21 protein-coding genes are annotated in these 23,440 nt (G+C 68.9%); 10 read left to right on the top strand and 11 right to left on the bottom strand.

Annotated features, from left to right (window positions below; all coding sequences use genetic code 11):
- Positions 1-4: 4 nt before the first annotated feature.
- A complete protein-coding gene (locus Cte04_RS08180; protein ID WP_281178763.1) occupies positions 5-1,672 on the bottom strand; it encodes a Re/Si-specific NAD(P)(+) transhydrogenase subunit alpha in 1,668 nt (555 codons plus the stop codon).
- Between the two features lie 360 nt (positions 1,673-2,032).
- On the opposite strand from Cte04_RS08180, the gene Cte04_RS08175 reads away from it, so the two are divergent.
- Entirely contained in the window at positions 2,033-2,671 is a 639-nt protein-coding gene (locus tag Cte04_RS08175; protein WP_066475205.1) for an MBL fold metallo-hydrolase, read from the top strand.
- Between the two features lie 108 nt (positions 2,672-2,779).
- Here Cte04_RS08175 and Cte04_RS08170 read toward each other — a convergent pair whose 3' ends face one another.
- Complete coding sequence (locus tag Cte04_RS08170; protein WP_066475202.1) at positions 2,780-3,955, bottom strand: sensor histidine kinase; 1,176 nt, start codon at positions 3,953-3,955, stop codon at positions 2,780-2,782.
- Positions 3,940-4,662, bottom strand: a complete 723-nt coding sequence (locus Cte04_RS08165; RefSeq protein WP_066475193.1) for a response regulator — start codon at positions 4,660-4,662, stop codon at positions 3,940-3,942. Before Cte04_RS08165 ends, Cte04_RS08170 begins: the two co-directional genes overlap by 16 nt.
- Positions 4,663-4,981: 319 nt before the next feature.
- On the opposite strand from Cte04_RS08165, the gene Cte04_RS08160 reads away from it, so the two are divergent.
- The 9 genes from Cte04_RS08160 to Cte04_RS08120 are packed head-to-tail and all read left to right on the top strand — an operon-like array spanning position 4,982 to position 13,032.
- Complete coding sequence (locus Cte04_RS08160) at positions 4,982-6,427, top strand: efflux transporter outer membrane subunit (RefSeq protein ID WP_245633321.1); 1,446 nt, start codon at positions 4,982-4,984, stop codon at positions 6,425-6,427.
- Positions 6,424-7,578, top strand: a complete 1,155-nt coding sequence (locus Cte04_RS08155; protein WP_066475187.1) for an ABC transporter permease — start codon at positions 6,424-6,426, stop codon at positions 7,576-7,578. The genes Cte04_RS08160 and Cte04_RS08155 overlap by 4 nt, the downstream gene beginning before the upstream one ends.
- A gap of 19 nt (positions 7,579-7,597) precedes the next feature.
- Positions 7,598-8,359 carry an ABC transporter ATP-binding protein gene (locus tag Cte04_RS08150; RefSeq protein ID WP_066475421.1) on the top strand — a complete coding sequence of 254 codons (762 nt, stop codon included), beginning with the start codon at positions 7,598-7,600 and terminating at the stop codon, positions 8,357-8,359.
- On the top strand, positions 8,356-9,321 hold the full coding sequence (locus Cte04_RS08145) for an HlyD family secretion protein (protein WP_083526560.1): 966 nt from the start codon (positions 8,356-8,358) through the stop codon (positions 9,319-9,321). The genes Cte04_RS08150 and Cte04_RS08145 overlap by 4 nt, the downstream gene beginning before the upstream one ends.
- On the top strand, positions 9,314-10,024 hold the full coding sequence (locus Cte04_RS08140) for an MtnX-like HAD-IB family phosphatase (protein ID WP_066475181.1): 711 nt from the start codon (positions 9,314-9,316) through the stop codon (positions 10,022-10,024). Before Cte04_RS08145 ends, Cte04_RS08140 begins: the two co-directional genes overlap by 8 nt.
- Positions 10,021-10,950, top strand: coding sequence for an alpha/beta hydrolase (locus Cte04_RS08135; RefSeq protein ID WP_066475174.1), 930 nt, complete (start codon positions 10,021-10,023; stop codon positions 10,948-10,950). Before Cte04_RS08140 ends, Cte04_RS08135 begins: the two co-directional genes overlap by 4 nt.
- Positions 10,940-11,308, top strand: a complete 369-nt coding sequence (locus tag Cte04_RS08130; RefSeq protein WP_066475171.1) for a DMT family transporter — start codon at positions 10,940-10,942, stop codon at positions 11,306-11,308. The genes Cte04_RS08135 and Cte04_RS08130 overlap by 11 nt, the downstream gene beginning before the upstream one ends.
- Position 11,309: 1 nt before the next feature.
- Positions 11,310-11,795 (top strand): DMT family transporter, encoded by a 486-nt coding sequence (locus Cte04_RS08125; RefSeq protein ID WP_066475168.1) that lies wholly within the window; start codon positions 11,310-11,312, stop codon positions 11,793-11,795.
- Positions 11,788-13,032: a DegT/DnrJ/EryC1/StrS family aminotransferase gene (locus Cte04_RS08120; protein WP_066475165.1), complete on the top strand. Its 1,245-nt coding sequence runs from the start codon at positions 11,788-11,790 to the stop codon at positions 13,030-13,032. Before Cte04_RS08125 ends, Cte04_RS08120 begins: the two co-directional genes overlap by 8 nt.
- Positions 13,033-13,088: 56 nt before the next feature.
- On the opposite strand, the gene Cte04_RS08115 is transcribed toward Cte04_RS08120, so the two are convergent.
- The 8 genes from Cte04_RS08115 to Cte04_RS08080 form a co-directional block, all read right to left on the bottom strand.
- A complete protein-coding gene (locus tag Cte04_RS08115) occupies positions 13,089-14,357 on the bottom strand; it encodes an SAM-dependent methyltransferase (RefSeq protein ID WP_066475161.1) in 1,269 nt (422 codons plus the stop codon).
- 46 nt (positions 14,358-14,403) lie between these two features.
- Positions 14,404-15,360 (bottom strand): arginase family protein, encoded by a 957-nt coding sequence (locus tag Cte04_RS08110; protein ID WP_245633320.1) that lies wholly within the window; start codon positions 15,358-15,360, stop codon positions 14,404-14,406.
- Positions 15,357-16,418: a GNAT family N-acetyltransferase gene (locus tag Cte04_RS08105; protein ID WP_066475160.1), complete on the bottom strand. Its 1,062-nt coding sequence runs from the start codon at positions 16,416-16,418 to the stop codon at positions 15,357-15,359. The genes Cte04_RS08110 and Cte04_RS08105 overlap by 4 nt, the downstream gene beginning before the upstream one ends.
- 205 nt (positions 16,419-16,623) lie before the next feature.
- A complete protein-coding gene (locus tag Cte04_RS08100) occupies positions 16,624-17,997 on the bottom strand; it encodes an aspartate aminotransferase family protein (RefSeq protein ID WP_066475158.1) in 1,374 nt (457 codons plus the stop codon).
- Positions 17,998-18,107: 110 nt separating this feature from the next.
- Entirely contained in the window at positions 18,108-20,027 is a 1,920-nt protein-coding gene (gene recQ / locus Cte04_RS08095) for a DNA helicase RecQ (protein ID WP_066475155.1), read from the bottom strand.
- A gap of 199 nt (positions 20,028-20,226) precedes the next feature.
- Positions 20,227-20,955 (bottom strand): histidine utilization transcriptional repressor HutC, encoded by a 729-nt coding sequence (gene hutC, locus Cte04_RS08090; protein WP_066475149.1) that lies wholly within the window; start codon positions 20,953-20,955, stop codon positions 20,227-20,229.
- A gap of 58 nt (positions 20,956-21,013) precedes the next feature.
- Complete coding sequence (locus Cte04_RS08085) at positions 21,014-22,162, bottom strand: acyl-CoA dehydrogenase family protein (RefSeq protein ID WP_066475147.1); 1,149 nt, start codon at positions 22,160-22,162, stop codon at positions 21,014-21,016.
- Positions 22,163-22,207: 45 nt separating this feature from the next.
- Complete coding sequence (locus Cte04_RS08080; RefSeq protein WP_066475141.1) at positions 22,208-23,437, bottom strand: CaiB/BaiF CoA transferase family protein; 1,230 nt, start codon at positions 23,435-23,437, stop codon at positions 22,208-22,210.
- Positions 23,438-23,440 lie beyond the last annotated feature (3 nt).

Genomic DNA, 23,440 nt, shown 5'->3' with positions numbered 1-23,440 from the left:
GTTGTTACTTGCGGAACATGGCCAGCATGCGGCGCGTGACGGCAAAGCCGCCGAACATGTTGACGGCCGTGAGCACCAGCGCGGCAAAGGCCAGCCACATGATGAGGCTGTCAGGCCGGCCGTTGGTCCCCGCTACACCTCCCATTTCTGGCGGCGCAATCTGCACCAGCGCCCCGATGGCGATGATGCTGGAGATGGCGTTGGTCACGCTCATCAGCGGCGTGTGCAGCGCGGGCGTCACGTTCCACACCACCATGTAGCCGATGAAGCAGGCCAGCACGAACACCGTGAAGTGGCCGAGGAAGGCCGCGGGCGCATAGGCGCCGATCAGCGCGAACAGCACGGCCGCCACCGCGAACACGATGACCAGCGACTTGACCGGCATGGGCGCGCCGGCGCCATGGCCGTGGCCGCTCTTCTTCTGCTCCACGGGCGCGGCCGCGGCCTTGGGGGCGGGCGCAGGGGCCTGCTTGAGCGGCGGCGCGGGCCAGGTGATCTCGCCGTCCTTGATGACGGTGAGGCCGCGGATCGCGTCGTCCTCCATGTTGACCACGGCCACGCCGTCCTTGGCCTTGCACAGCTCTTCGATCAGGCGCAGCAGGTTGGTGGCGTACAGCGTGGACGACTGCTTGGCCAGGCGCGAGGCCAGGTCGGTGTAGCCGATGATGGTCACGCCATGGCGCACCACGGCCTCGCCGGGCACGGTGAGCTCGCAGTTGCCGCCCTGCTCGGCGGCCATGTCCACGATCACGCTGCCGGGCTTCATGCTCTGCACCATCTCGGCGGTGATGAGCTTGGGCGCCGGCTTGCCGGGGATCAGCGCGGTGGTGATGATGATGTCGGCATCCTTGGCCTGCTGCGCATACATCTGGCGCTGCGCGGCCTGGAAGCCCTCGCTCATGACCTTGGCGTAGCCGCCGCCGCCCGAGCCGTCTTCCTCGTAGTCCACCTTGACGAACTCGCCGCCCAGCGACTTGACCTGGTCGGCCACCTCGGCGCGCGTGTCGTTGGCGCGCACGATGGCGCCCAGGTTGGCCGCCGTGCCGATGGCCGCCAGACCGGCCACGCCGGCGCCGGCGACGAAGACCTTGGCCGGCGGCACCTTGCCCGCGGCCGTGATCTGGCCGTTGAAGTAGCGGCCAAAGGCATTGGCCGCCTCGATCACGGCGCGGTAGCCTGAGACGCCGGCCGTGGAGGTCAGCGCATCCATCTTCTGTGCGCGCGAGAGCGTGCGCGGCAGGCAGTCGATGGCCAGCACCGTGGCCTTCTTCGCGGCCAGCTGATGCATCAGCGTGGGGTTCTGCGCGGGCCAGATGAAGTCGATCAGCGTGCCGCCTTCGCGCATCAGCGCCACCTCGGCTTCGCTCGGCGGGCGCACCTTGAGCACGATGTCGGACGCAGCCCACAGCGACGCGGCATCGGGCAGGATCTCGGCGCCCGCGGCGCGGTAGGCGTCATCGCTGAAGTTGGCAGCCTCGCCTGCGCCCGATTCGACCGCGACCTGAAAGCCCAGCTTGACGAGCTTCTCGACCACATCGGGAACCGTGGCGACCCGTTTTTCCAGCGGGAAGGTTTCCTTGGGCACGCCTATGCGTTGGGCGTCACCACGCTGGGCATCACTAGGCTGGGGGGTGCCGGCGGACTGCGGCGTAGGGCTGGGACTGGTCTGCATGGGAGATCTCCTGGAGTTTTGAAATCGTCACACCAGGCTTTGCGTCTCTCGTGGGGCGCTCCCTGCATCCGGCGCAGTCTCACCCGTTCCGGAGAGGAAGCGGGCTGGCGGGAAGTGAGCGGCACGGACGACGCACGGCCTGAAATCCTGAAACCGGGTGGGCCGCTTCGATGGAGCGTTTGCCCGCTAGGCGCTTTGTAGCAGACCGCGCCCGATTGGGGCAGTCGTATCTGCGCTAGCGCATATGGAGGATGCCGGGACGGTCCGGGCGAGCATTTTTGATGCCCATGGCCTGTCATGGCATGCTTGCGGAGTTCGCCGAGCGAGGCTACGCAATTAGCTGAAAATTACAAGTCACCCATGTTGCAATACCACACCATCCCCGTCACCGCCTTCCAGCAGAACTGCTCGCTGGTCTGGTGCGACCAGACCATGGACGCGACCGTCATCGATCCGGGCGGCGACCTCGAGCAGATCGGCTGGGAAGTCGAGCGCCTGGGCCTGAAGCTCAAGGCCATCTGGCTGACGCACGCCCATATCGACCATGCGGGCGGCACGCGCGAGCTGGCCGATGCGCAGCAGCTGCCCATCATCGGCCCGCATCCCGGAGACCAGTTCTGGATCGAGGCATTGCCGCAGCAGGGCGCGATGTTCGGCTTCCCGCACTCGGAGCCCTTCACCCCCACGCGCTGGCTGCACGATGGCGACACGGTGTCCATAGGCCAGGAGACCCTGAAGGTGCGCCACTGCCCCGGCCATACGCCCGGCCATGTGGTGTTCCATGCGCCGCAGATCGACCGCTGCTTTGTCGGCGACGTGCTGTTTGCCGGCAGCATCGGCCGCACGGACTTTCCCCAGGGCAACCATGAACAGCTGATCTCCAGCATCGTCCAGCGGCTGTGGCCCATGGGCGACCAGACCGTGTTCATCCCGGGCCACGGCCCCGAAAGCAGCTTTGGCCGCGAGCGCAAGATGAATCCCTACGTCAGCGGGACATAACAGGCCCTTGATACTGGCGCGGCCCAAGCGCGGAACGGCGAGCAAGGGCCGCCCGCCGCGAGGCCGTCGTCCCCCTTGGGGGGAAGCGGCGTAGCCGCTCAGGGGGTGTCAACTTCTAGGAAAGCGCAGATTGAAGCGGGCGCCGCCGCGCTCCGAGCTGTCGGCGTGGACGGTGCCGCCCTGCAGCACCGTCAGCGCCCGCACGATGGACAGGCCCAGGCCCGAGCCTTCGCGCCGGCGCTTGCCCGGCGCCTGGGCAAAACGCTGGAACGGATGACTTTGCAGCTCCGCGGGCAGGCCCGGGCCCGCATCGCTGATGCGCAGCACCACCCATTGCTCCAGCTGCGCGTCGGTCTCGGTCGCCACCTCCACGCCCAGCCAGTGCCCGCTGCCCGCATGGCGCATGGCATTGCTGATGAGGTTGGAGATGATCTGGCGCATGCGGTCGGCGTCGGCGCGGATTTCCGTGGTGCCCGAGCCCTCCTGCACCGGCAGCGTCAGCGACAGCTGCATGCCCTGCTCCTGCAGCTGCGGATGCAGCTGGTCCACCACTTCGCCGACCAGCTCGGCCAGGTCGAGCTTGCGCTTTTGCAGCGACAGCTGGCCGGCATCGGCCATGGACAGCGTATGCAGGTCGCCCACCAGCCGCCCCAGGTGCTCGACCTGCGACAGCAGCATCCGGATCTCGGCGGGGCTGGCGTCGATCACGCCGTCGCACATCGCATGCAGGCGCGCCTGCAGCACGGTCAGGGGCGTGCGCAGTTCATGCGAGATGGAGGCCGCCGTGGCCCGGCGCTCGTTCTCCAGGGTCTCCAGCGAGTCCACCATGCCGTTGAAGGTGTCGATCATCTCGGCCATCTCGCCATGGGCCTTGCCCTTGACCGCGCGCGCGGCCAGATCGCCCTGCTCCACGCGCTTGGCCACTTCCACCATGGAGGCCAGCGGCCGCGTGATGCGCCGCGACACCCAGAAGCCCGCGCCCAGCCCCAGGGGCACGCAGACCGCCAGGCCGATGAGCAGCGACCAGCGTTCGCCGAAATACAGGTCCCCGCCGTCCCAGTACTGGCTGTAGATCTGCAGTGCGCGCGGGCTGTCGTCCAGCTTGCGGGCATTGAGCTCGTCCAGTTCGGCCTGCACGGATGCGGGCAGGTTCTTGTAGAAGTCGCGGTATTGCAGCTCAGAGAACACCAGCACGCCCAGCGTCAGCGAGGCGATGGTGACCAGCACCGTGGCCGTGATCCACAGGCCGAAGCGCACCCAGATGCGGTTCAGTCCCAGGGCCATAGCCGGTACCCGATGCCGCGCACCGTCTCTATCAGGCCGTCCTGCCCGGCCTGCTGCAGCTTGCGCCGCAGCTTGGACAGATGGGAGTCGATCACGCGCTCCAGCGCATCGCTCTCGGGCAGGCAGTTCTCGATCAGGTAGGCGCGCGAGAAGCAGCGCCGCGGCTGGGCGGCCAGGCAGGCCAGCAGCCGGAATTCCGTCAGCGTCAGCGGCAGCGGCGTGGCTAAGCCCTTGGCGTCGTACACCACGGCGCTGTGGGCCTGCTCGTCGATCTCTATGGGGCCCACGCGTATCGGCGCCGCCACCGCGGCCGGCTGCGCCTGGGTGCGGCGCAGCACCGCACGCACGCGCGCCACCACCTCCGGCGGATTGAAGGGCTTGACCACATAGTCGTCGGCGCCCATGCGCAGGGCCAGCAGCTTGTCCACATCCCCGGCCAGGGCCGTGACCATGATGACGGGTACCTGGCCTTCGTTGCGGATCACGCGCAGCACGTCGACACCGTCGACCTTGGGCAGATGGATGTCCAGCAGCACCAGATCCGGCCGCAGCTGGCGAAACAGCTGCAGCGCTTCCTCGCCGTCCTGGGCCACGCGCGCACGCAGTCCGTCACGCTCCAGGTAGGCGCTCAGGATGCTGGCAATGCCGGGCTCGTCCTCGACGACCAGCACCAGGGGCGTGGCTGCAGGCTGTGCAAAAGAGTTCATAGCAATAACACCGACACGGCTTGCGCAAGCCGGCCGGCCCGGGCCGCAGCCGGCCGGCCATAGCCACGGACGGCTGTCCGCCTGCACAAGCCCCGATCAAAAACACCGCAACACAAGGGTCGTCGCGGTGTACCACGGCGCATTATGGGATGACAATCGCGCGGCGCAGAAGCACAGCGCAATCTCCATATTTCCTACATAAACCATGCATTGAGGCGCAAGCTTTGCCTTATCCAATACCGACCTTGGGGGCTTGTCTCTCCCTTTTTGCCTGCTGGTGTCCGGATTTTCACCAGCCTTCTGCCCCCGTCGCGTTGCCGTGAAACCTGCCATCCATGTTCCTTTTGCCCGCATAAGCGGTTGGTGCCTGGGCGCTGTCGCGCTGCTGGCCGGCTGCGCCGCGCCCCTGCCCGTGGAGCTGGACCGCTCCGTGCCCGCGCACTGGAGCCAGCAGACGGCCGATGCCGGCCGCCAGCCGGCGCCCGACCTGCGCAGCTGGTGGCAGGCCTGGAACGACCCGCAGCTCAATGCCCTGGTCGAGGAAGCCCTGGCCCAGAACCTGGACGTGGCGCAGGCACAGCTGCGCGTGCGCCAGCAGCGCCTGCTGGCCGGCACCGCGCACTCCGCCTACATGCCCGGCGTGACGGCCGGCGCACGCACGCTGCAGGACATCGCGGCCGTCGACTCGTACTTCCACGCCAGCATCGACGTGAGCTGGGATCTGGGCCTGTTCGGCGCCTCGGAATCCGCGCAGCGCTCGGCCGATGCGGGCCTGCTCGACGCCCAGGCCCAGCTGCATGCGGCCCGCGTGGCCCTGGTGGCCGATGTGGTCCACCGCTACCTGGATATCCGCCTGGCCCAGCGCCAGCGCGCGCTGTATGCGCAGCTGGGCACGCTGGATGCAGACGCGCTGCGCCTGCTGCAGGTACGCCGCACGCAGCGCCTGGGCAGCAGCCTGGCCGTGCAGCAGCAGCAACTGCAAAGCAGCAAGACGGCGGGCCAGCTGGCCGAGGTCGTTGCCGCCCAGGCGCGTGCCGCCCATGGCCTGGCCGCGCTGCTGGGCCGCACGGCCCCTGACGCCGCCTGGCTGGCCGCCGATGCCCAGGCTGCGCTGCCGGCGCCGCAGGCCCGCCCCCCGGCGGCCGTGCCGGCCGACATGCTGCGCACCCGGCCCGACATCCGGAGCGCCGAGGCCGCCGTCGAACGCGCGGCGGCCGATGCCGGCATCGCTCATGCCGCGCTGTATCCGCGGCTGACGCTGACCGGCTCCATCCTGTACTCGTACAACCTGACGCAGAACTTCAGGACCACGTCCGACTACATGCCCGTGTTCGGGCCGCAGATCGACATACCGCTGTTCGACTGGGGCCGCCGCCGCGCCCAGGCCGATGCCGGCGAACTGGGCCTGCAGGCCGCCATCAAGGGCTACCGCCAGAGCGTACTCAATGGCATCGCCGATGTGGAAGCCTCGCTGGCCGCGATGGCGGCGCAGCAGGAGCGCCAGCGCCAGCTGGAGCAGACGGGCACTCTGCTGCAACAACAGGTCCGCGCCCAAGGCGTGCGCCAGAAGCTCGGCCTGGACAGCCCCCTGGGTGCCATGGACGAGCAGCGCGCGCTGCTGCAAGCGCAAAGCGACATGGCCACGGCCCAGGCCGCGCAGTCCCTGGCCTATGTCGCGCTGTACAAGGCGCTGGGCGGCGCGCCGCTGGATCCGCTGCTGCAGCAGACGGCCGGCGGCACCGCCTCCGCGGAGGCCCGCCAATGATCGCGCTGGCACGCAAGACGCTGGTGCACGAGTGGCGCCGTTTCATTCCCTCGGTCTTCGCAGTCGGCTTCTCGGGCGTGCTGCTGGCCATGCAGGCCGCGCTGGTCCTGGGCATCTTCGGCTCCGCCGCGGTCTATGTGACGGCCTCCTCCGCCGACATCTGGGTTGGCTATCCGGGCACGCAGAGCGTGAACTTCGGCCGCAACATCGGCAGCGACGTGGAAATGCGCGTGCGCATGGACCCCGACGTGGCCGCCGTCGAGCCCTATGTCTGGATCGACGGCGACTGGCGCGCCGCCGCACCCGCCCACTACGGCGCCGGCCCCGATACAACCAGCGGCGGCGTCTCCATCTACCTGTCGGGCATCAGCACGGCCGACGACTCCATGATGTTCACCCAGCTCCTCACATCCTGGCAGCGCCAGCGCCTGCGCGAGCCCGGTGCCGTGATCGTGGACCGGGCCGACCTCGACACGCTGGGCACGCCCGAAGGCGGCACGGCCTGGGTCAACAACCATGCAGTGCATATCGTGGCCGCCGTGGATGGCCTGCGCGGCCTGGGCGGCGCCAACGTGATTGCCTCCCTGGCCACGGCCCGGGAGATTGCCGGCAGCAATGCCAGCACCTATTTCGTGGCCCGCGTGCGCGCCGGCGCCAGGCCCGAGGCCGTGCAGCAGCGCCTGTCCCATACCGTGTCCGGCTTCGGCCCCTACGAGGCCTGGACCGCCAAGTCCTTTGCCCGCCGCTCGCAGCGCTACTGGATGCTCGACACCGGCGCCGGCGCCGGCGTGCTGTTCATGGCCATCATCGTCTGCCTGGTCGGCTCGGTCGTGACCAGCCAGTCACTCAAGGCCGTGGTGGCCGGCTCGGCCCGCGAATACGCCGTGCTCAACGCGCTGGGCGTGAGCCGCGGCGCGCTGGGCCGCGTCGTGGTCGAGCAGGCCTGCTGGATCGGCGGCCTGGGCTTTGTGCTCGCGGCCCTCGCCAGCGCTGTGCTGCTGAGCATTGCCGCGGCCTACCGCGTTCCCGTGGCGCTGAACCTGGCCGCCGTGCTGGCCTGTGCGGTGCTGGTGGCCGTGCTGTCGCTGCTGTCCGGCCTGGGCGCCATGCGCAGCCTGCTGCGCGCGGATCCCGCAACGCTGTTGCGCTGAGAGGCACGGCATGACCACCATGAACACTGCCGCACACGCCGCCATGGCACCGCCGCTCAAGCCCGATCTGGCGCCCAGCCTGGAGGCCGTGCGCCTGTGCAAGACCTTTCTGAGCGGCGTGGTGCAGGTCCAGGTGCTGCAGGATCTCTCCGTCACCCTGTATCCGGGCGAGCTCAGCCTGATCTCGGGCCCCTCGGGCTGCGGCAAGAGCACGCTGCTGTCGCTGATGTCGGGCCTGCAGTCGCCCGACAGCGGCCAGGCCCTGGCGCTGGGCCAGGACCTGGGCCGCATGGGCCAGCGCGCGCTCGAGAAATTCCGCCTGCGCTACACGGGCTTCGTGTTCCAGGGCTTCAACCTGTTTCCCGCGCTGACGGCGCTGGAGCAGGTGCAGCTGCCGCTGGGCTATATGGGCCTGGACAGCCGCGAGACGCTGCGCCGCGCCAAGGTGGCGCTGGACGAGGTGGGCCTGTCCCACCGCAGCCACATGCGGCCGGCCCAGCTGTCGGGCGGCGAGAAGCAGCGCGTGGCCATTGCCCGCGCCATGGCCAAGGAGCCGCAGCTGCTGTTCGCCGACGAACCCACCAGCGCGCTGGATGCCGAAAGCGGCCAGCGCGTGATCGACATCCTGCACCGCGCGGCGCGCACGCACGGCACCACGGTGCTGTGCGTGAGCCACGACCCGCGCCTGGTGCGCCACGCGGACCGCGTGCTGGGCATGGAGGACGGCGCCATCCGCAGCGACTGGCGCCAGACCAGCCCTCTCAAGGAACAAGTCCCATGAATGTTTACCGCTCCCGCCGCGCCGACCGGAGCCCCGTTGCGCAGCCTCTGCCCTGCAGCCTGGCCGCGGCCCTGATCCTGGCCTCGGCCTTCGCGGTCTCGGGCTGCTCGCCCTCCCGGGATACGCCTTCGGCCATCTCTTCCGCCGCGGCGCAGGCCAAGAACAATGCGCCCGTGGCCATGGCGCGCGGCAAGATCGACGTCGAAGGCGGCCTGATGGAGCTGTCGGCCGCGGCGGCCGGCACCGTGCAGCAGCTGTCCGTCAAGGAAGGCCAGGCCGTGCAGCGCGGCCAGCTGCTGCTGCGCGTGGGCGACGACGCCGCACGCGCCGACCTGTCGGTGGCCGAATCCGAATGGCAACTGGCCCAGGCCCGGCAGAAGGCGCGCCTAGCGCGCCTGCCCGTGCTCAAGCAGACGCTGGCGCGCTGGCAGGCCGCCGCCAGGGAAGGCGCGGCCGATGCGCAGAACGTGGACGAGGCCGCCCAGGCACTGCGCGATGCGCAGTCCGAAATCGACGTGGCGGCCGCCGAAGTGGTGGTCGCGCAGCGCAAGGTGGAACAGCTGCGCGCGCAGCAGAAACGCTTCGAGCTGCATGCGCCCGAGGCGGCTACCGTGGTGCGCATCGCCACCCATGCCGGGGCCAATGTGCAGCCCGGCGCCCCGGCCCTGGTGCTGCTGCCCAAGCGTCCGCTGATCGTGCGGGCCGAGCTCAACGAGAGCTTTGCCAACGTGGTGCGCGAAGGCATGCATGCCACCGTGGTGGCCGACAGCGACGGCGGCGCCGCGGCCGTCTCATTTCCCAATGCCACCGTGCTGCGCGTGAGCCCCGTCTACGGGACCGCGCGGCTGCAGGATGACGCCCAACGCGGCCCCATACGCGTCATCGAGTGCGTGCTGAGCTTCGACCAGGCTCCGGCACAGGCCAAGGTGGGCCAGAACGTGAGGGTGAGCTTCCATGAATAAGCGCATTCAGTTGTACCCGGCCAACGGCTCCCATCAGGGCGGCTGGATGGTCCAGAGCGATTTCGACGGCACGATCAGCGTGCTCGACGTGACCGATACCCTGCTCAACCGCTTCGGCAAGCCGGGCTGGCAGGAGCTGGAAGATGCCTGGGAGCGCGGCGACATCGGCTCGCGCGAATGCATGAAGGGCCAGGTGGCCCTGCTCGACATGAGCGAAAGCGAGCTGCAGGCCCATCTGGACACCATAGCCATCGATCCCGAATTCGTGGGCTTCGTGGCCGAGGCCCGGCTGCACGGCGTCAAGGTGCAGGTGGTCAGCGACGGCATCGACTATGCGATCCGCCATGTACTGGGCCGCCACGGCCTGGGCGACCTGGAAGTCATTGCCAACCATCTGGTGCAGACCGGCGAGCGGCAATGGCGCCTGGAATCGCCCTGGGCCAGCGCGCGCTGCGCGCGCGCCAGCGGCAACTGCAAGTGCGAGCGCCTGGCCGAGCAGCAGGCCGTGCACGGCCGCGTGCTCTATATCGGCGACGGCAGCTCGGACTTCTGCGTCTCGGGCAAGGCCGACTTCGTGCTGGCCAAGCACAAGCTCGTCGACTATTGCGAAAGCCAGGGCATCGCACATGCGCGCTTCACGCATTTCGGCCAGGCCACCGCCCTGCTGGAACGCACGCTGCTCGGACTGGAGCAGCCGGCATGAACGACATGGCCCAAGGCTTCGCGCAGCTGCAGGACAGCGACAAGACGGCCGGGCTGGAAAGCCTGTGCCTCACGCCCCATGAATTCGTCATGCCGGGCTCTGGCAGCCATGCCCGCACCGGCGTGCTGCTGGTGCACGGCCTCACGGGCACGCCCGCCGAGATGCGCGTGCTGGGCAAGGGCCTGAACAGGCAGGGCTTCACCGTCTATGCGGTGCAGCTGGCCGGCCACTGCGGCACCATGGAGGATCTGGTCGACACCCGCTGGGGCGACTGGCTGGCCAGCGTGGCTTCGGGCCTGCAGCGCTTTCGCGGTCATGTGGACCATGTGGTCGTGGGCGGCCTGTCCATGGGCGCGCTGCTGTCGCTGGCCGTGGCCGAGGACCGCCCGGAAGACGTGGCCGGCGTGTGCGCGCTCTCGACCACCTTCCGCTACGACGGCTGGAGCATTCCCTTCTACACGCGACTGGCCTTTCTGCTGCCGCTGTTCCGGCTGCTCGGCATCGGCCGCAACAACGTCTTCATGGAGGCTCCGCCCTACGGCATCAAGGACGAGGCGCTGCGCGCGCGCATCGTCGAGCAGATGCACAGCGGCGACAGCAGCGCCGCGGGCCTGCCCGGCAACCCCTGGTGGTCCATCATCGAGCTGCGCCGCCTCTCGGCCCACGTGCGCTCGCGCCTGGGCCGGCTGCGCTCGCCCTGCCTCGTGGTGCATGCCAGGGAGGACGACATCTCTGCGGTCGGCAACGCGCAGGACATCGTGCGCGGCGCCAGCAACGCCCATGTGGAGCTGGTGCTGCTCGACAACTGCTACCACATGATCACCATCGACCGCGAGCGCCGCACCGTGATCGCCAAGATGAACGAGTTCGTCGCGCAGATCGCGCGCACTGCCGCCCCGCTCAAGGTCGAAGTCCATGGGCAGTGAGCTTTCGCCCCTGGTCATCACGCTCTGGATCGTCAACGTGCTGGTGGACAGCGGCGGACAGCTGGCCTTCAAGGCCGCCGCCAGCGAGCCCGGCGAACGCGACGGCATGGCGCGCTGGCGCTTCATGCTCTCGCGGCCCTGGATCTGGATCGGCGGCGCCTGCTATGTGGCCGAATTCCTGGCCTGGCTGGCGTTCCTGTCGCTGGTGCCGCTGTCCGACGGCGTGCTGCTGGGCTCGATCAACATCGTAGCCATCATGATCCTGGGCCGCATCCTGTTCAAGGAAAAGCTGGCGCCCATGCGCGTGGCCGGCATCGTGCTGGTCTCCATCGGCGTGGCGGTGGTGGGGCTGCACTGAGATGAAGCGTTTCTACATCATCGGCTTTCTGGTGCTCATGGCTTTCGACACCCTGGCCCAGATCAGCTTCAAGTACGCGGGCGAATCGGCCCTGCCGCTGGAGATGTCGACGGCCTGGCTGCTGCGCGTGTTCGGCCAGCCCTGGATCTACGGCGCCTTCGTGGGCTACATCGGCGCCTTCTTCACCTGGATGAGCCTGCTGCAGCGCGCTCCCATAGGCCCGGCGTTCGCGGCCTCGCACCTGGAGATCATCTCGGTGCTGGCGGTTTCCCACTGGCTGTTCAGCGAGCAGATTGGCTGGCCGCAGATCATGGGCTGCGGCTTCATCGTGGCCGGCATTGCCTGCCTGGCCGTCAGCGAAACCCGCGAGGCCGATGAACACGGCGATGCGGCCGGCCATGCGGGCGGCAATCCCGGCGCGGGCTCGGCCAGCGCGGGTGCGGCACACCTCATGGAGCATCCGCCCGCCCCCCGTCGCCATGGCTAGGCCGGCCACGGTTCCGCCGACCGCGGGCCTGCCGCTGCGGCTGGCGGACCTGCGGCCCTGGGGCGATGCCGATCTGGCCGGACGGCTCGCGCAGTGGCTGGGCCTGCCCCACCAGGTCCAGCTCGAATGCTCGGGCACCTCGGCGCTCATGGTGGCCCTGCGCACGCTGAAAACGCTGGCCCCCGGACGCAGCGAAGTCGTTGCCCCCGCCTATACCTGCCCGCTCGTGGCCCTGGCCGTGGCGCAATGCGGGCTCCGGCTGCGCCTGTGCGACCTGCGCGCCGACGCGCTCGACATGGACCCGCAGGCCCTGCGCGCGCTGTGCAGCGAACGGACGCTGGCCGTGCTGCCCACGCATCTGTGCGGCCGCGTGGCCGACGTGGCCATGGCGATGGACCGCGCACATGCCGTGGGCGCCTATGTGGTCGAGGATGCCGCCCAGGCGCTGGGGGCCAAATTCGGACCGCAGCCGAACGACCGGCCCGCAGGCACGCTGGGCGACATCGGCTTCTACAGTCTGGCCGTGGGCAAGGGCCTGACCACCTTCGAGGGCGGCGTGCTGACCGCGCGCGACGCCGCTGTGCGCGAGGCGCTGCGCGCCACCAGCGCCGCCACCGTCCGGCCCAGCCCCTGGTGGGAGCTGCGCCGCAGCGTGGAGCTTGCAGGCTATGCCGCGCTCTACCGCCCCGCGGGCCTGCATCTGGCCTATGGCGCGCCGCTGCAGCAATCGCTGGCACGCCATGACTGGGTGGAAGCCGCGGGCGACGATTTCGACGACTTCATTCCCCAGCACCCGCTGGGCCGCTGGCGCCGGCGCGTGGGCTGCCGGGCGCTGGAGCGCCTTGCCGCCTTCCAGCAGCAGGCCGCCGGGCAGGCGCAGCGGCGCAGTGCGCAACTGGCCGCCATCCCGGGCCTCGAAGTCGTCGCGGACGCCGCGCCCCGGGCCCGGGGCACCTGGCCCGTGATCCTGCTGCGCCTGCCGCGCAGCGCGGCGCGCGACGCGCTGCTGCGCGCGCATTGGGGCGACGGCAGCGGCCTGTCCCTGCCCTTCGTCCACGTGCTGACCGACTACGGCCGCTACGACCATGTGCTGGACGCGGCCCGCCACGACCCTGTGGAGCAGGCCCGCGACTGGGCGGGCCGGCTGCTGGCCATCAGCAACAGCCCGTGGCTGGATGACGGGCGCTTTGCCGGCCTGCTTCAGATTCTGGAGCAATCAGCGCTTGCTACTTCTTGAATTCCAATGCATTCATTGACAAATGTGAGCCGGCACAAGCGCAGGCAGCACCTTTTTCAATAGCGCGACAGCGCCTGCTCGCGTTCGCGCAGCTGCGTTTCGCGCTGCCCGATGTAGTCGCGCGTGAGCGGCACGGCTTCCTGGCGGCGTGCGAGCTGGATCTGGAAAATGGCGATGTCCTGGTAGCGGAACGCCGTCTCGGACATGGACAGGTAGAACTCCCACATCCTGCAAAAGCGCTCGTCGTACAGCGCCCTGGCCTCCGCGCGCCGGGCCAGGAAGCGCTCGCGCCAGATGCGCAGCGTCCGCGCATAGTGCAGGCGCAGCACTTCGATGTCACAGATCACGAGGCCAGCGCGCTCGATGGCCGGCGTGAACTCCGACATGGACGGGATATGCCCGCCCGGAAAGATGTAGCGCTCTATCCAGGGATTGTTGAAATCGGGCACGTCGCTGTTGCCGATGAAGTGCAGCAGCATCACGCCGTCGTCGCTGAGCAGCTCGCGGCACTGGCGAAAGAACGCATCGTGGAACTGGGTGCCCACATGCTCGAACATGCCTACCGAGACGATGCGGTCGAACCGGCCGTCCTTCGCCGGATCGATGTCGCGGTAGTCCTGCAACCGGTATTCCAGCTGGGCCGCGCAGGACGAGGCGGCGGCGCGCTGCCGGGCGCCGGCCAGCTGCTCGGTCGACAGCGTCACGCCCGTCACATGGCCGGCGCCGGCCACCTCGGCCAGGTAGCGCGACAGCCCGCCCCAGCCGCAGCCGATATCGAGCACACGCTGGCCGGGCACCACCAGCAGCTTGGCCGCGATATGGCGCATCTTGGCCTGCTGGGCCTGTTCCAGCGTCTCGTCGCCGCGCTCGAAGTAGGCGCACGAATACTGGCGCTCCGGGTCCAGGAACAGCTGGTACAGCCTGTCGTCGAGATCGTAGTGGTGCGCCACGTTGGCGCGCGACCTGCCGCGCAGGTTGTTCTGCAGGAACGGGCGCAGCCGCATGCGCCAGGCATCGAGCATGCGCACGCTGGCCGGCACCGGCACCTCGCGCGCGCCGCGCAGCACAAGCTCGAGCACGTCGTACACCGTGCCCTGCTCCACCACCAGCCGCTCCTGCATGAACATCTCGCCGAAGTTCAGGTCCGGGTCGCGCAGCAGCGCCCAGAGGGCGCGCCGGTCGGCAAAGCGTATGCGCGCCCGGGGTTCGCCCCCGTCGCCAAAGCGCAGCTCGCGGCCCCAGGGCAGCACCACGTCCAACTGGCCCTGCCTGACCAGCGGCTCGAAAGCGCGTCGCAGCAGGTTTTCTGTCAGCCGGTCGATCATGGTGTCTCCTCCTCAATGGGCCAGTGGGGTCGCGGATTGTTCTTGTCTAGGCCGTGTCATTGTCTGCGGCCGTGCCGGCCGCTTCAGCGATCTGCGCGAACAGCCGCTGGTTGAACGCGTGCTGGCCGGCCTGCCAGGCGGCCAGCGTGGCCGGGTCGATCTCGGTGTCCTGGCCGTCGCCGGCGCTCAGCAGGCGCTTCCACCAGGTGGTGTAGCGCCAGGACGAGACATCGCCCGTGACGTCGCTGCCCACGATCTGGCCGCGCAGGGCCTCGATGATGCGCCGGGCCTCGCTCTCCAGCATGCGGCCCTGATCCCAGTTGGTGCGCACCACCTCGGGCGCGAACACGTCCTTGTCTATGCTCAGATAGGTGTCCTGCGGCCAGGCGTTCAGGTGGCGCGCCAGCGCCTGCGCCAGCTCGGCCACGCTGGCGAAGCTGCGGAAGGCCTTGCCCGCCCCCACGCGGCGCGCCCAGCCCGTGCCCACGCCGCAGCTCCAGTAGGTGAGCTTGCCCGCGCGCAGCGGCGCCAGGTAGTTCTCCCAGGCATGCTTGCGGCCGATGTCGCCCGAGGTGATGCCGGCCACGTGCACCTGCGAGACGGCCGGATGCAGGGCCACGCGCCGCACCCAGGAGCCGCAATGCACGCCCCAGGGGAAGCGCATGTTGTCCGGATGGTTGTCCAGCACCACCACGCGCAGCGGCCGCTCCGGCGCAAAGCCCTGCTGCGCGATGCAGCGCTCGATCAGCGGCCAGGAGAAATGGTGGAAGTCGCCGCTGCCCATGAACACCGTGCCATGGTGCCGCGGCAGGGCGGCATTGAGCTCGGCGCCGAACTGCGCAAAGCGCGCCAGGCCGCAGCCGAAGCGCACGCCCTCCTGCCACGGGCCCAGCGGCAGGCGCAGCTCGGCCGGAAGATGGCCCACCGAACCGTCCACATCGAGCACCACGGGGCGCTGCGACGGCAGAAACTCCACATCCGGCATCGCCGTTTGCCCTGTCATGCCGGCTCCTTCCACTGGCTGTCGCTCTCGAAATGCCCGGCGAAGCGCCGCCCCAGCGCGCGCAGCAGCGGATTGCGGATGAACACCGCATGCCGCGTGAGCGTGAAGCGGGCACCGAGCTGGGCCTTGACCTCGGGATCGGTCCAGCCGGCCACATAGTGCGTGAGGCCGCGCTCGAGCGCGTATTCGAGATTGACCATCCAGCTCACGAAATAGAGATTGGCCTCGCGTGCGCCCGGATAGGACAGGCCTATGTACTTGTCGATCAGCCGGCCGCCATGCTCGAAGCACAGGTTCCAGCCCAGCAGCGCATCGCTGGCCGCATCGCGGTATTCGAAGACGATGCCGCCGTTGCCGGCGTCGCGCAGCAGGCCGGCGAAGAAGCCGCGCGTGAGCTTGTCGAAATGGATCTCGCTTTGCGCGTAGACGGCCTCGAACAGCGCGTAATACGCATCCACGCGCGCGTCGCCGGCAAAGGCCTCGCCCGTGGGGATGCGCGCTATCTTCAGCTGCGCGCGGCTCCTGAGCTTGCGCCGCAGATTGCTGCGGCGGCTCTTGGACAGCCGTGCCAGGTACTCGTCCAGGCTGGCAAAGTCCATGGGCACATAGGCCAGGGCCTGCCCCTCGACCAGGATGAAGCCGGCCCCGGCCAGCGCATCGGCCAGTGCGCGCGCGTGGTCGTTGTCCCCGGCAGCCAGTAGCGGCGAGTCCTGGGGCAGGTCCTTGACGATAGTCAGCGGCCTGCGGCCCGCATGCTCGCGCAGCGCGGCCGCCTGGGCCGCCGCATCCTGGCCGCGCGGCAGCAGCGCATACTCGCTGACCGTGGTGCCGACGAAATCGGTTGGCAGCCGCAGCTTGCGGCTGAGCCATGAACCGCCCGGCAATGACAAAAGACGCGCCTTGAGCGCGTCATCTGCGGTGGTCAGCAGGTCGAACGGGGCCGTGAAGGCCGGCGCCGGCCAGTCCTGCAGCAGCGCAAACCCCTCGGGCGGATGGTCTGCGAACTGCCGCAGCAGGCCGGCGGGTTCGAGCTGGTTGCGGAAATTCTCCGTCGCCATTGCACCTTTTCGTATTCAGTTTCTTGGCATGCCTGCGCACGACTGCAGTATTTAAAACTGGCACGACCCAAACCAGAGATGCCGAGCAAGGGCCTGGGCGGCCCCGCCGCCCCGCAGCGAGGGCGTCGCCGGCTGCCCGTATGCCCCCTCCCGAAGAGAGAGGGGGAAGCGGCGGGGCCGCCCAGGCGCAGCCGCTCAGGGGGTGTTATGCCTGCTTTGCCTTGGTCAGCAGCTGGTCCAGCAGCACCATGGCTTCGTCGATCTCGGCGCGCGTGATCATCAGCGACGGCGCGAAGGTGATCACGTTCTTGTAGTAGCCGCCCACGTCCAGCACCAGGCCGCGTTTCTGGCCCTGGTACTCCAGGCCGCCTTCCAGGCCGATGTCCACCATCTTGTCCAGCAGCGCCTTGTTGGGCGTGAAGCCGTCGTCGGTGCAGATCTCCGCGCGCAGCGCCAGGCCCAGGCCGTCCACGTCGCCGATTTCCTTGTGGCGCTTTTGCAGCTCCTTGAGGCCTTCGAGGAAGTAGGCACCCGATTCGCGCACCTGGCGGCCGAAGTCGATCTCGTGGGTCATCTTCATGACTTCCAGGCCCAGGGCCGTGCCCAGCGGGTTGGAAGCGAAGGTGGAGTGGGTCGAGCCCGGCGGGAAGACCGTGGGGTTGATCAGCTCCTCGCGCGCCCACAGGCCCGACAGGGCGTTGAGGCCGTTGGTCAGCGCCTTGGCGAAGACCAGCACGTCGGGGTTGACGCCGAAGTTCTCCACCGACCACAGCGTGCCGGTGCGCCAGAAGCCCATCTGGATCTCGTCGACCACCATCAGGATGCCATGGTCGTCCAGTACCTTCTTCAGGCCCTTGAAGAAGTTGGGCGGCGGCACCACGTAGCCGCCGGTGCCCTGGATGGGCTCCACGTAGAAGGCCGCGTATTCGCACTGGTTGGTCTTGGGGTCCCAGATGGCGTGGTATTCGTTCTCGAACTTGCGCGCGAACTCGCGCACGATCTGGTCCGAATACTCCTCGGCCGTCATGCCCTTGGGGCGGCGGAACGGATAGGGGAAGGGAATGAACTGCGCGCGGTCGCCGAAGTGGCCGAAGCGGCGGCGGTAGCGGTAGCTCGAGGTGATGCTGGAAGCGCCCAGCGTGCGGCCGTGGTAGCCGCCCTCGAAGGCGAACATCAGGCTCTTGCCGTTGCTGGCGTTGCGCACGACCTTGAGCGAATCCTCGATGGCCTGGGCACCGCCCACGTTGAAGTGCACGCGGCCCTTGTGGCCCCACTTCTTCTCGGCGTCCTGGGCGATGAACTTGGCCAGCTCGATCTTGGTCGGGTGCAGGTACTGGCTGGCAACCTGGGGCAGCTCCTTGAGCTGCTCGATCATCTTGGCTTCCAGGCGCGGATTCTTGTAGCCGAAGTTCACGGCCGAATACCACATCTGCAGGTCCAGATAAGGCGTGCCCGCGTCGTCGTACATGTAGCTGCCTTCGCAGCCGGTGAAGATCTTGGGAGGATTGACGTAGTGGACGGTGTCGCCGAACGAGCAGTATTGGGCCTCGTCGGCCAGCAGTTGAGCGGTATTGATCACAGCAGGAAGGGCTCCGGAAAGTATGCGGGCGCAGTGTGGCCATGCAATCTTTCCGCCCTGTCGAGCAATTGTGTGCAAATTGTGGAGGCGGCGCAGCCGCGCCGCCTCCCTTACCCCTGCGCCACCACCCTCAGCACCTCCGCGCCATAGGCCTCGAGCTTCTTGGCCCCCATGCCGCTCACGCCCTGCAAGTCCTGCAGCGACTGCGGGTTGAGTTCGGCAATCGCGGCCAGCGTGGCATCGTGGAAGATGACGTAGGCGGGCAGGTTGTGGGACTTGGCCACTTCGGCGCGCCAGGCCTTGAGGTTGATGAAGCGCACCTGGGCATCGGGCCCCAGGTTGGCCGCCGCCGCATTGGGCTGGTTGCCACGGCGCGTGGCCTTGCTGCGCGATGCGGCCACGGCTTCGCGCAGCTGCACGGTGACTTCGCCCTTGAGCACGGCCCGCGAGCCGGGCGTCAGGCACAGCGTGTCGAACACATGGCCGCTGTTTTCGCTGACCACCTTGTGCAGGCCCAGGGCGCCCGTGGCCAGCAGCTGGCGCATGACGGCGCGCAGCTGGGGCTCCGAATAGTCCTTGCCCAGGCCGAAGGTCGAGACCTTGTCGTGCCCGTACTGCGCGACCTTGTCGGTGAGCTTGCCGCGCAGCACGTCCATGATGTGGCCCGCGCCATAGGTGAGCCGGCTGGTTTCGTGCACGCGGTAGATGGTGGACAGCAGCTTGCGCGCCGCGTCCGTGCCGTCCCACAGGGCCGGCGGCTCCAGGCAGTTGTCGCAGTTGCCGCACTGCAGCCTGCGTGCCCCGGCCACGGCCTGCAGCGGCCGGCCGTCGTCCTGCGGACCGGCGCCGTATTGCTCGCCGAAATAGGCCAGCAGGCGCACGCGGCGGCAGTCCGTGGCTTCGGCCAGGCCCAGCAGCGCGTCGAGCTTGCCGCGCATGACCTGCTTGAAGCCTTCCTCGGCCGGGCTTTCGTCGATCATGCGGCGCTGGTTGACCACGTCGGACAGGCCGTAGGCCATCCAGGCCTCGGCCGGCAGCCCGTCGCGGCCCGCGCGGCCGGTCTCCTGGTAGTAGCCCTCGATGTTCTTGGGCATGTCCACATGGGCCACGAACCGCACGTCGGGCTTGTTGATGCCCATGCCGAAGGCGATCGTGGCGCACATCACCACGCCGTCCTCGCGCAGGAAGCGGTCCTGGTGCTGCTGGCGCATCTCCACCGGCAGGCCCGCGTGGTAGGGCAAGGCATGGATGCCGTTCTGCGCCAGCGTCTGGGCCAGTTCTTCCACGCGCTTGCGCGACTGGCAGTAGACCACGCCGGCCTCGCCTTCGTGCTCGCGCTCGATGAAGCGCAGCAGCTGGTTCGTGACGTCCTTTTTCTCGACGATGCGGTAGCGGATGTTGGGCCGGTCGAAACTGCTGATGAACTGCTGCGCGGCCTCCAGGTGCAGGCGCTCGATGATGTCGGCGCGCGTGAGCGCGTCGGCCGTGGCCGTGAGCGCGATGCGCGGCACGCCCGCATAGCGCTCGTGCAGCACCGTCAGAGCCCGGTATTCGGGACGGAAGTCATGTCCCCACTGGCTCACGCAATGGGCCTCGTCGATGGCGAACAGCGACAGCTTGCCCTGGGCGTGCAGGTCGTCGAGCAGGCCCAGGAAACGCGGCGTGTTCAGGCGCTCGGGCGCTGCGTAAAGCATGGTGATGTCGCCGCTTTGCAGGCGCCACTCCACGTCCTGGGTTTCGTCGTAGCTGAGCGTGGAATTCAGGTAGGCGGCGCTGACGCCGGCCTCCTCCAGCGCGCCCACCTGGTCGTGCATGAGCGCGATCAGCGGCGACACCACGATGGCCACGCCCTTGCCCTGCTGCTGGCGCACGATGGCCGGCACCTGGTAGCACAGCGACTTGCCGCCGCCCGTGGGCATGAGCACCAGCGCATCCCCGCCGGCGATCACATGCGAGACGATGGCCTGCTGCGGGCCGCGGAATTGCTCGTAGCCGAAGACAGCTTGCAGGACGGATTGCTCAGGGGACACCGGGATGACTCTTGATTTGATAGCTTATTGCGCTCTCCACACAAGGGTTGGAGGCCGATTTCTTGTATATCTCAGCGCAACGGAGTGCCGCCGCAGGGACGGGCATGCGCCATTCGGAGGGCCATATTGTGCGCCCGTCCCCATGCATCTGCGGCGCGCCGGGATATGCCGCTCGCCGCCGGCGGCGCCAGGGGCAGGGCTAGGCGGCGATGGTGGACGGCGAGAAATGCGCAACCAGCTCGTACAGGTCGGCCGGATAGGTCATGCGCACAAAGGTGATCGGCAGGCGCCCCGCCCAGGTGCGGCGGTCTATCACCAGGCAGGGAAAGCCCGGCGCCACCTGCAGCAGCTGCGCGTTGTCCTCGCCGGCGGCCTCGGCGCGGATGCGGTGCTCGGCCGAGCTCCAGGGCACATGGCTGACCATCCATGAGCTCGGGCTCTGCTCGGTGAACATTTCCCGGCCCGCGTCGGGCACGGACTCCAGGTTGATCAGCCGGTCCTCCAGGCAGAAGGGCCGCGCGCCCGCCATGTGCAGGCAGACCGCGTGCACCACGGGGCCTGCCTTGTCCATGCGCATGGCTTGCATGTCGTCGCGCGTGCTGCGGCGCTGCTTGCGGCTCAGCAGCCGGCTGCCGTATTCCTTGCCCATGCCCAGCACCACCTGGCGGATGTCGGGAATGTCCAGCACGGCCGAGCTGGTGTGCGGCTGGGTCACGAAGCTGCCGGCCTTGCGCCGGCGCTCCAGCAGCCCGGCCTGCGCCAGCTGGGTCAGGACCTTGTTGACCGTCATGCGCGAGCACTGGTAGTGCGCGGTCAGCTCCATCTCCGACGGAATGCGGTAGCCGGGCGGCCAGCGTCCACTGAGGATGTTCTGCTCGATCTCGGTGAGGATCTTTCCGTGCAGCGAAGTGGAAGAGCGTTTTTCCATGCCATCGATTACACCAGCAAATGCACCGCCTGCCCTCCCCCCGGCTGCGGGTCCGGAATCAGCCGCCCAGCACGGAACGCGCGATGATGGTGCGCTGGATCTCGGACGAGCCCTCGTAGATGCGCAGAATGCGCGCATCGCGCACATAGCGCTCCAGCGGCATCTCGCGCGTGTAGCCATAGCCGCCGTGGATCTGCAGCGCCTCGTCGGTCACGAAGCCCGCCATTTCCGAGGCGTAGAGCTTGGCCATGGCCGACTGCTGGGTGAAGGGCCGGCCGGCCTGGCGCAGGGCCAGTGCCTGCATGGTCAGGCCCCAGGCCGCCTCCAGGCGCAGCTTCATCTCGGCCAGCTTGAACTGAATGGCCTGCTTGGTGGCGATGGGCTCGCCGCCGACCAGGCGCTGGTTGGCCCAGGCTACCGCGGCCTGGAGCGCGGCCTCGGCAATGCCCAGCGCGGTGGCGGCCACGTCCAGGCGGCTGTTGTCCAGCACCTTCATGGCGGTCCTGAAGCCCGTGCCCTCGGCGCCCAGCCGGTTGGCCACGGGCACGCGCACGCCGTCCAGCGACACTTCGAACGCATGGCCGCCGCGTATGCCCATGAGCTTCTCGGGCGAGGAGACCTGAATGCCCGGCAGCTCGCGCGGCACGATGAAGGCGCTGACGCCGCGCGCGCCGGCGTCCATGTCGGTCTTGGCAAAGACCACCATGAAGGCGGCTTCGGCCGCGTTGGAGATGAAGTGCTTGACGCCCGTGATCACGTATTCGTCCCCTTCGCGCACGGCGCGGGTGCGCATGTCTGCGGGGTGTGAGCCGCCGCGCGGCTCGGTCAGCGCGAACGCGGCCAGCCACTCGCCGCTGGCGCAGCGCGGCAGCCACTGCGCCTGCTGCTCGGCACTGCCGCCGAGGTGGACCGCATCCGTGCCCAGGTAATGGGCGCCGATCATCGACGAGGTGGCCGCACAGGCGCGCGAGATGGCCACCAGCGACATCAGCATGGCCGTGGGCGTGACGCCCGGGCCGCCCAGGGACTCTGGCAGGTTCATGCCCATCACGCCCAGCGCCGCGAGGCCCGGCACATGGCGGGTGGCGGAAAACGCCTCTTCGTCCATGGCCCGGGCCACGGGGGCCAGGGTTTCGTCGGCAAAACGCGCCACGGCATCGGCAATGGCCTGGTCGTCCTCGGTGCTGCCCAGTCTCGGAAAGTTCATATCGTTCGCTCGCAAGGTGAAAAAAATGGATTTGCCGGTCAATCGTCAATGCGTAGCCGCAACAGACCCCAGGGCGCCGGCCTCGCGCAAGGCGGCGATGGCTTCGCCGCTGCGGTCCAGCCAGCTCGACAGCAGCAGCTCGGTGTGCTCGCCCAGCGCCGGCGCGCGCTGCGCACGGTTGGCAGCCGCGCCGCCGAAGTGCACGGGCTGGGTGGGCAGGCGCAGGCCGGGCAGGCGTTCGTCCTCGACCTCGCGCAGCAGGCCGCGCGCCTGGATCTGCGCGGACTCCAGCGCCTGCGCGATGTTCCAGATCGGCGCCACGGGCACGCCCGCAGCCTCCAGCCTGGCCACGACTTCGGCCACCTCGTGCTGCATGGCCCAGGCCTCCAGCGCGGCGCGCAGCGCGGGCTCGTGGGCCGAGCGGGCTTCGTCCGTGGCAAAGCGCGGGTCGCCCGCCAGCTGCGGCAATTCCATGGCCGCCACCGTGGCATCGAACAGCTTCTTGTTGAGCACGGCCAGCGCAAAGTGGCCGTCGCGCGCGCGGTAGACGCCGAACGGTGCCGATAGCGGGTGGCGGTTGCCCACGCGCCGCGCGGGCTGGCCCGTGAACAGGTAGCGCGACATGGAAGTCGCCAGAAAGCTCAGCGTGGTATCGAACATGGACACGTCCACATGCTGACCCTCCCCCGTGCGCCGGGCCTGCAGCAGCGCGGCCAGCGTGGCCCAGGAGGCAAACAGCCCGGCCACCACGTCGCTGACGGCTTCGCCCACCAGCGTGGGCGCGCCCTGGGGCTCGCCCGTGGCCTCCATCAGCCCGCTCATGGCCTGCACGATGATGTCGTAGGCGGGCCGGTGGGCCAGCGGGCCGGTCTGGCCGAAGCCCGAGACGCTCACATAGACCAGCCGGGGATTGAGCGCGCGCAGCGCCGCGGGCCCGATGCCCAGGCGCTCGGCCACGCCGGGACGGAAGTTCTCGACCACCACGTCGACCTGCTGCGCCAGCTCGTGCACCAGGGCCACGGCCTGCGGATGCTTGAGGTCCAGCACCAGGCTCTGCTTGTTGCGGTTCATCACGGTGAACAGCGCGCTCTGGCCGTTCCTCATGGGACCGATGGCGCGGTAGTCGTCGCCCTGGGGCGGCTCCACCTTGACCACCTGCGCGCCCAGGTCGGCCAGCAAGGCCGTGGACAGGGGCCCGGCCAGCACGCGCGTGAAGTCCAGGATGCGGATGCCGTCCAGCGGAAGCGGCTTGGTTGGGGGTTTTGCAGCGGTCATGGC

Origin of the sequence: Comamonas terrae (assembly GCF_001544075.1) — a bacterium.
In the GTDB taxonomy this organism is placed as follows: domain Bacteria; phylum Pseudomonadota; class Gammaproteobacteria; order Burkholderiales; family Burkholderiaceae_C; genus Comamonas; species Comamonas terrae.
The sequence above is the reverse complement of the archived record's forward strand: the minus strand, read 5'-3'. Positions and strand labels throughout refer to the sequence as shown.

Excerpts from the sequence above, each read along its gene's own strand:
- Cte04_RS08180 (WP_281178763.1), bottom strand. The coding sequence starts at position 1,672 with ATGCAGACCAGTCCCAGCCCTACGCCGCAGTCCGCCGGCACCCCCCAG.
- Cte04_RS08175 (WP_066475205.1), top strand. The coding sequence starts at position 2,033 with ATGTTGCAATACCACACCATCCCCGTCACCGCCTTCCAGCAGAACTGC.
- Cte04_RS08170 (WP_066475202.1), bottom strand. The coding sequence starts at position 3,955 with ATGGCCCTGGGACTGAACCGCATCTGGGTGCGCTTCGGCCTGTGGATC.
- Cte04_RS08165 (WP_066475193.1), bottom strand. The coding sequence starts at position 4,662 with ATGAACTCTTTTGCACAGCCTGCAGCCACGCCCCTGGTGCTGGTCGTC.
- Cte04_RS08155 (WP_066475187.1), top strand. The coding sequence starts at position 6,424 with ATGATCGCGCTGGCACGCAAGACGCTGGTGCACGAGTGGCGCCGTTTC.
- Cte04_RS08150 (WP_066475421.1), top strand. The coding sequence starts at position 7,598 with ATGAACACTGCCGCACACGCCGCCATGGCACCGCCGCTCAAGCCCGAT.
- Cte04_RS08145 (WP_083526560.1), top strand. The coding sequence starts at position 8,356 with ATGAATGTTTACCGCTCCCGCCGCGCCGACCGGAGCCCCGTTGCGCAG.
- Cte04_RS08140 (WP_066475181.1), top strand. The coding sequence starts at position 9,314 with ATGAATAAGCGCATTCAGTTGTACCCGGCCAACGGCTCCCATCAGGGC.
- Cte04_RS08135 (WP_066475174.1), top strand. The coding sequence starts at position 10,021 with ATGAACGACATGGCCCAAGGCTTCGCGCAGCTGCAGGACAGCGACAAG.
- Cte04_RS08130 (WP_066475171.1), top strand. The coding sequence starts at position 10,940 with ATGGGCAGTGAGCTTTCGCCCCTGGTCATCACGCTCTGGATCGTCAAC.
- Cte04_RS08125 (WP_066475168.1), top strand. The coding sequence starts at position 11,310 with ATGAAGCGTTTCTACATCATCGGCTTTCTGGTGCTCATGGCTTTCGAC.
- Cte04_RS08120 (WP_066475165.1), top strand. The coding sequence starts at position 11,788 with ATGGCTAGGCCGGCCACGGTTCCGCCGACCGCGGGCCTGCCGCTGCGG.
- Cte04_RS08115 (WP_066475161.1), bottom strand. The coding sequence starts at position 14,357 with ATGATCGACCGGCTGACAGAAAACCTGCTGCGACGCGCTTTCGAGCCG.
- Cte04_RS08110 (WP_245633320.1), bottom strand. The coding sequence starts at position 15,360 with ATGACAGGGCAAACGGCGATGCCGGATGTGGAGTTTCTGCCGTCGCAG.
- Cte04_RS08105 (WP_066475160.1), bottom strand. The coding sequence starts at position 16,418 with ATGGCGACGGAGAATTTCCGCAACCAGCTCGAACCCGCCGGCCTGCTG.
- hutC (WP_066475149.1), bottom strand. The coding sequence starts at position 20,955 with ATGGAAAAACGCTCTTCCACTTCGCTGCACGGAAAGATCCTCACCGAG.
- Cte04_RS08085 (WP_066475147.1), bottom strand. The coding sequence starts at position 22,162 with ATGAACTTTCCGAGACTGGGCAGCACCGAGGACGACCAGGCCATTGCC.
- Cte04_RS08080 (WP_066475141.1), bottom strand. The coding sequence starts at position 23,437 with ATGACCGCTGCAAAACCCCCAACCAAGCCGCTTCCGCTGGACGGCATC.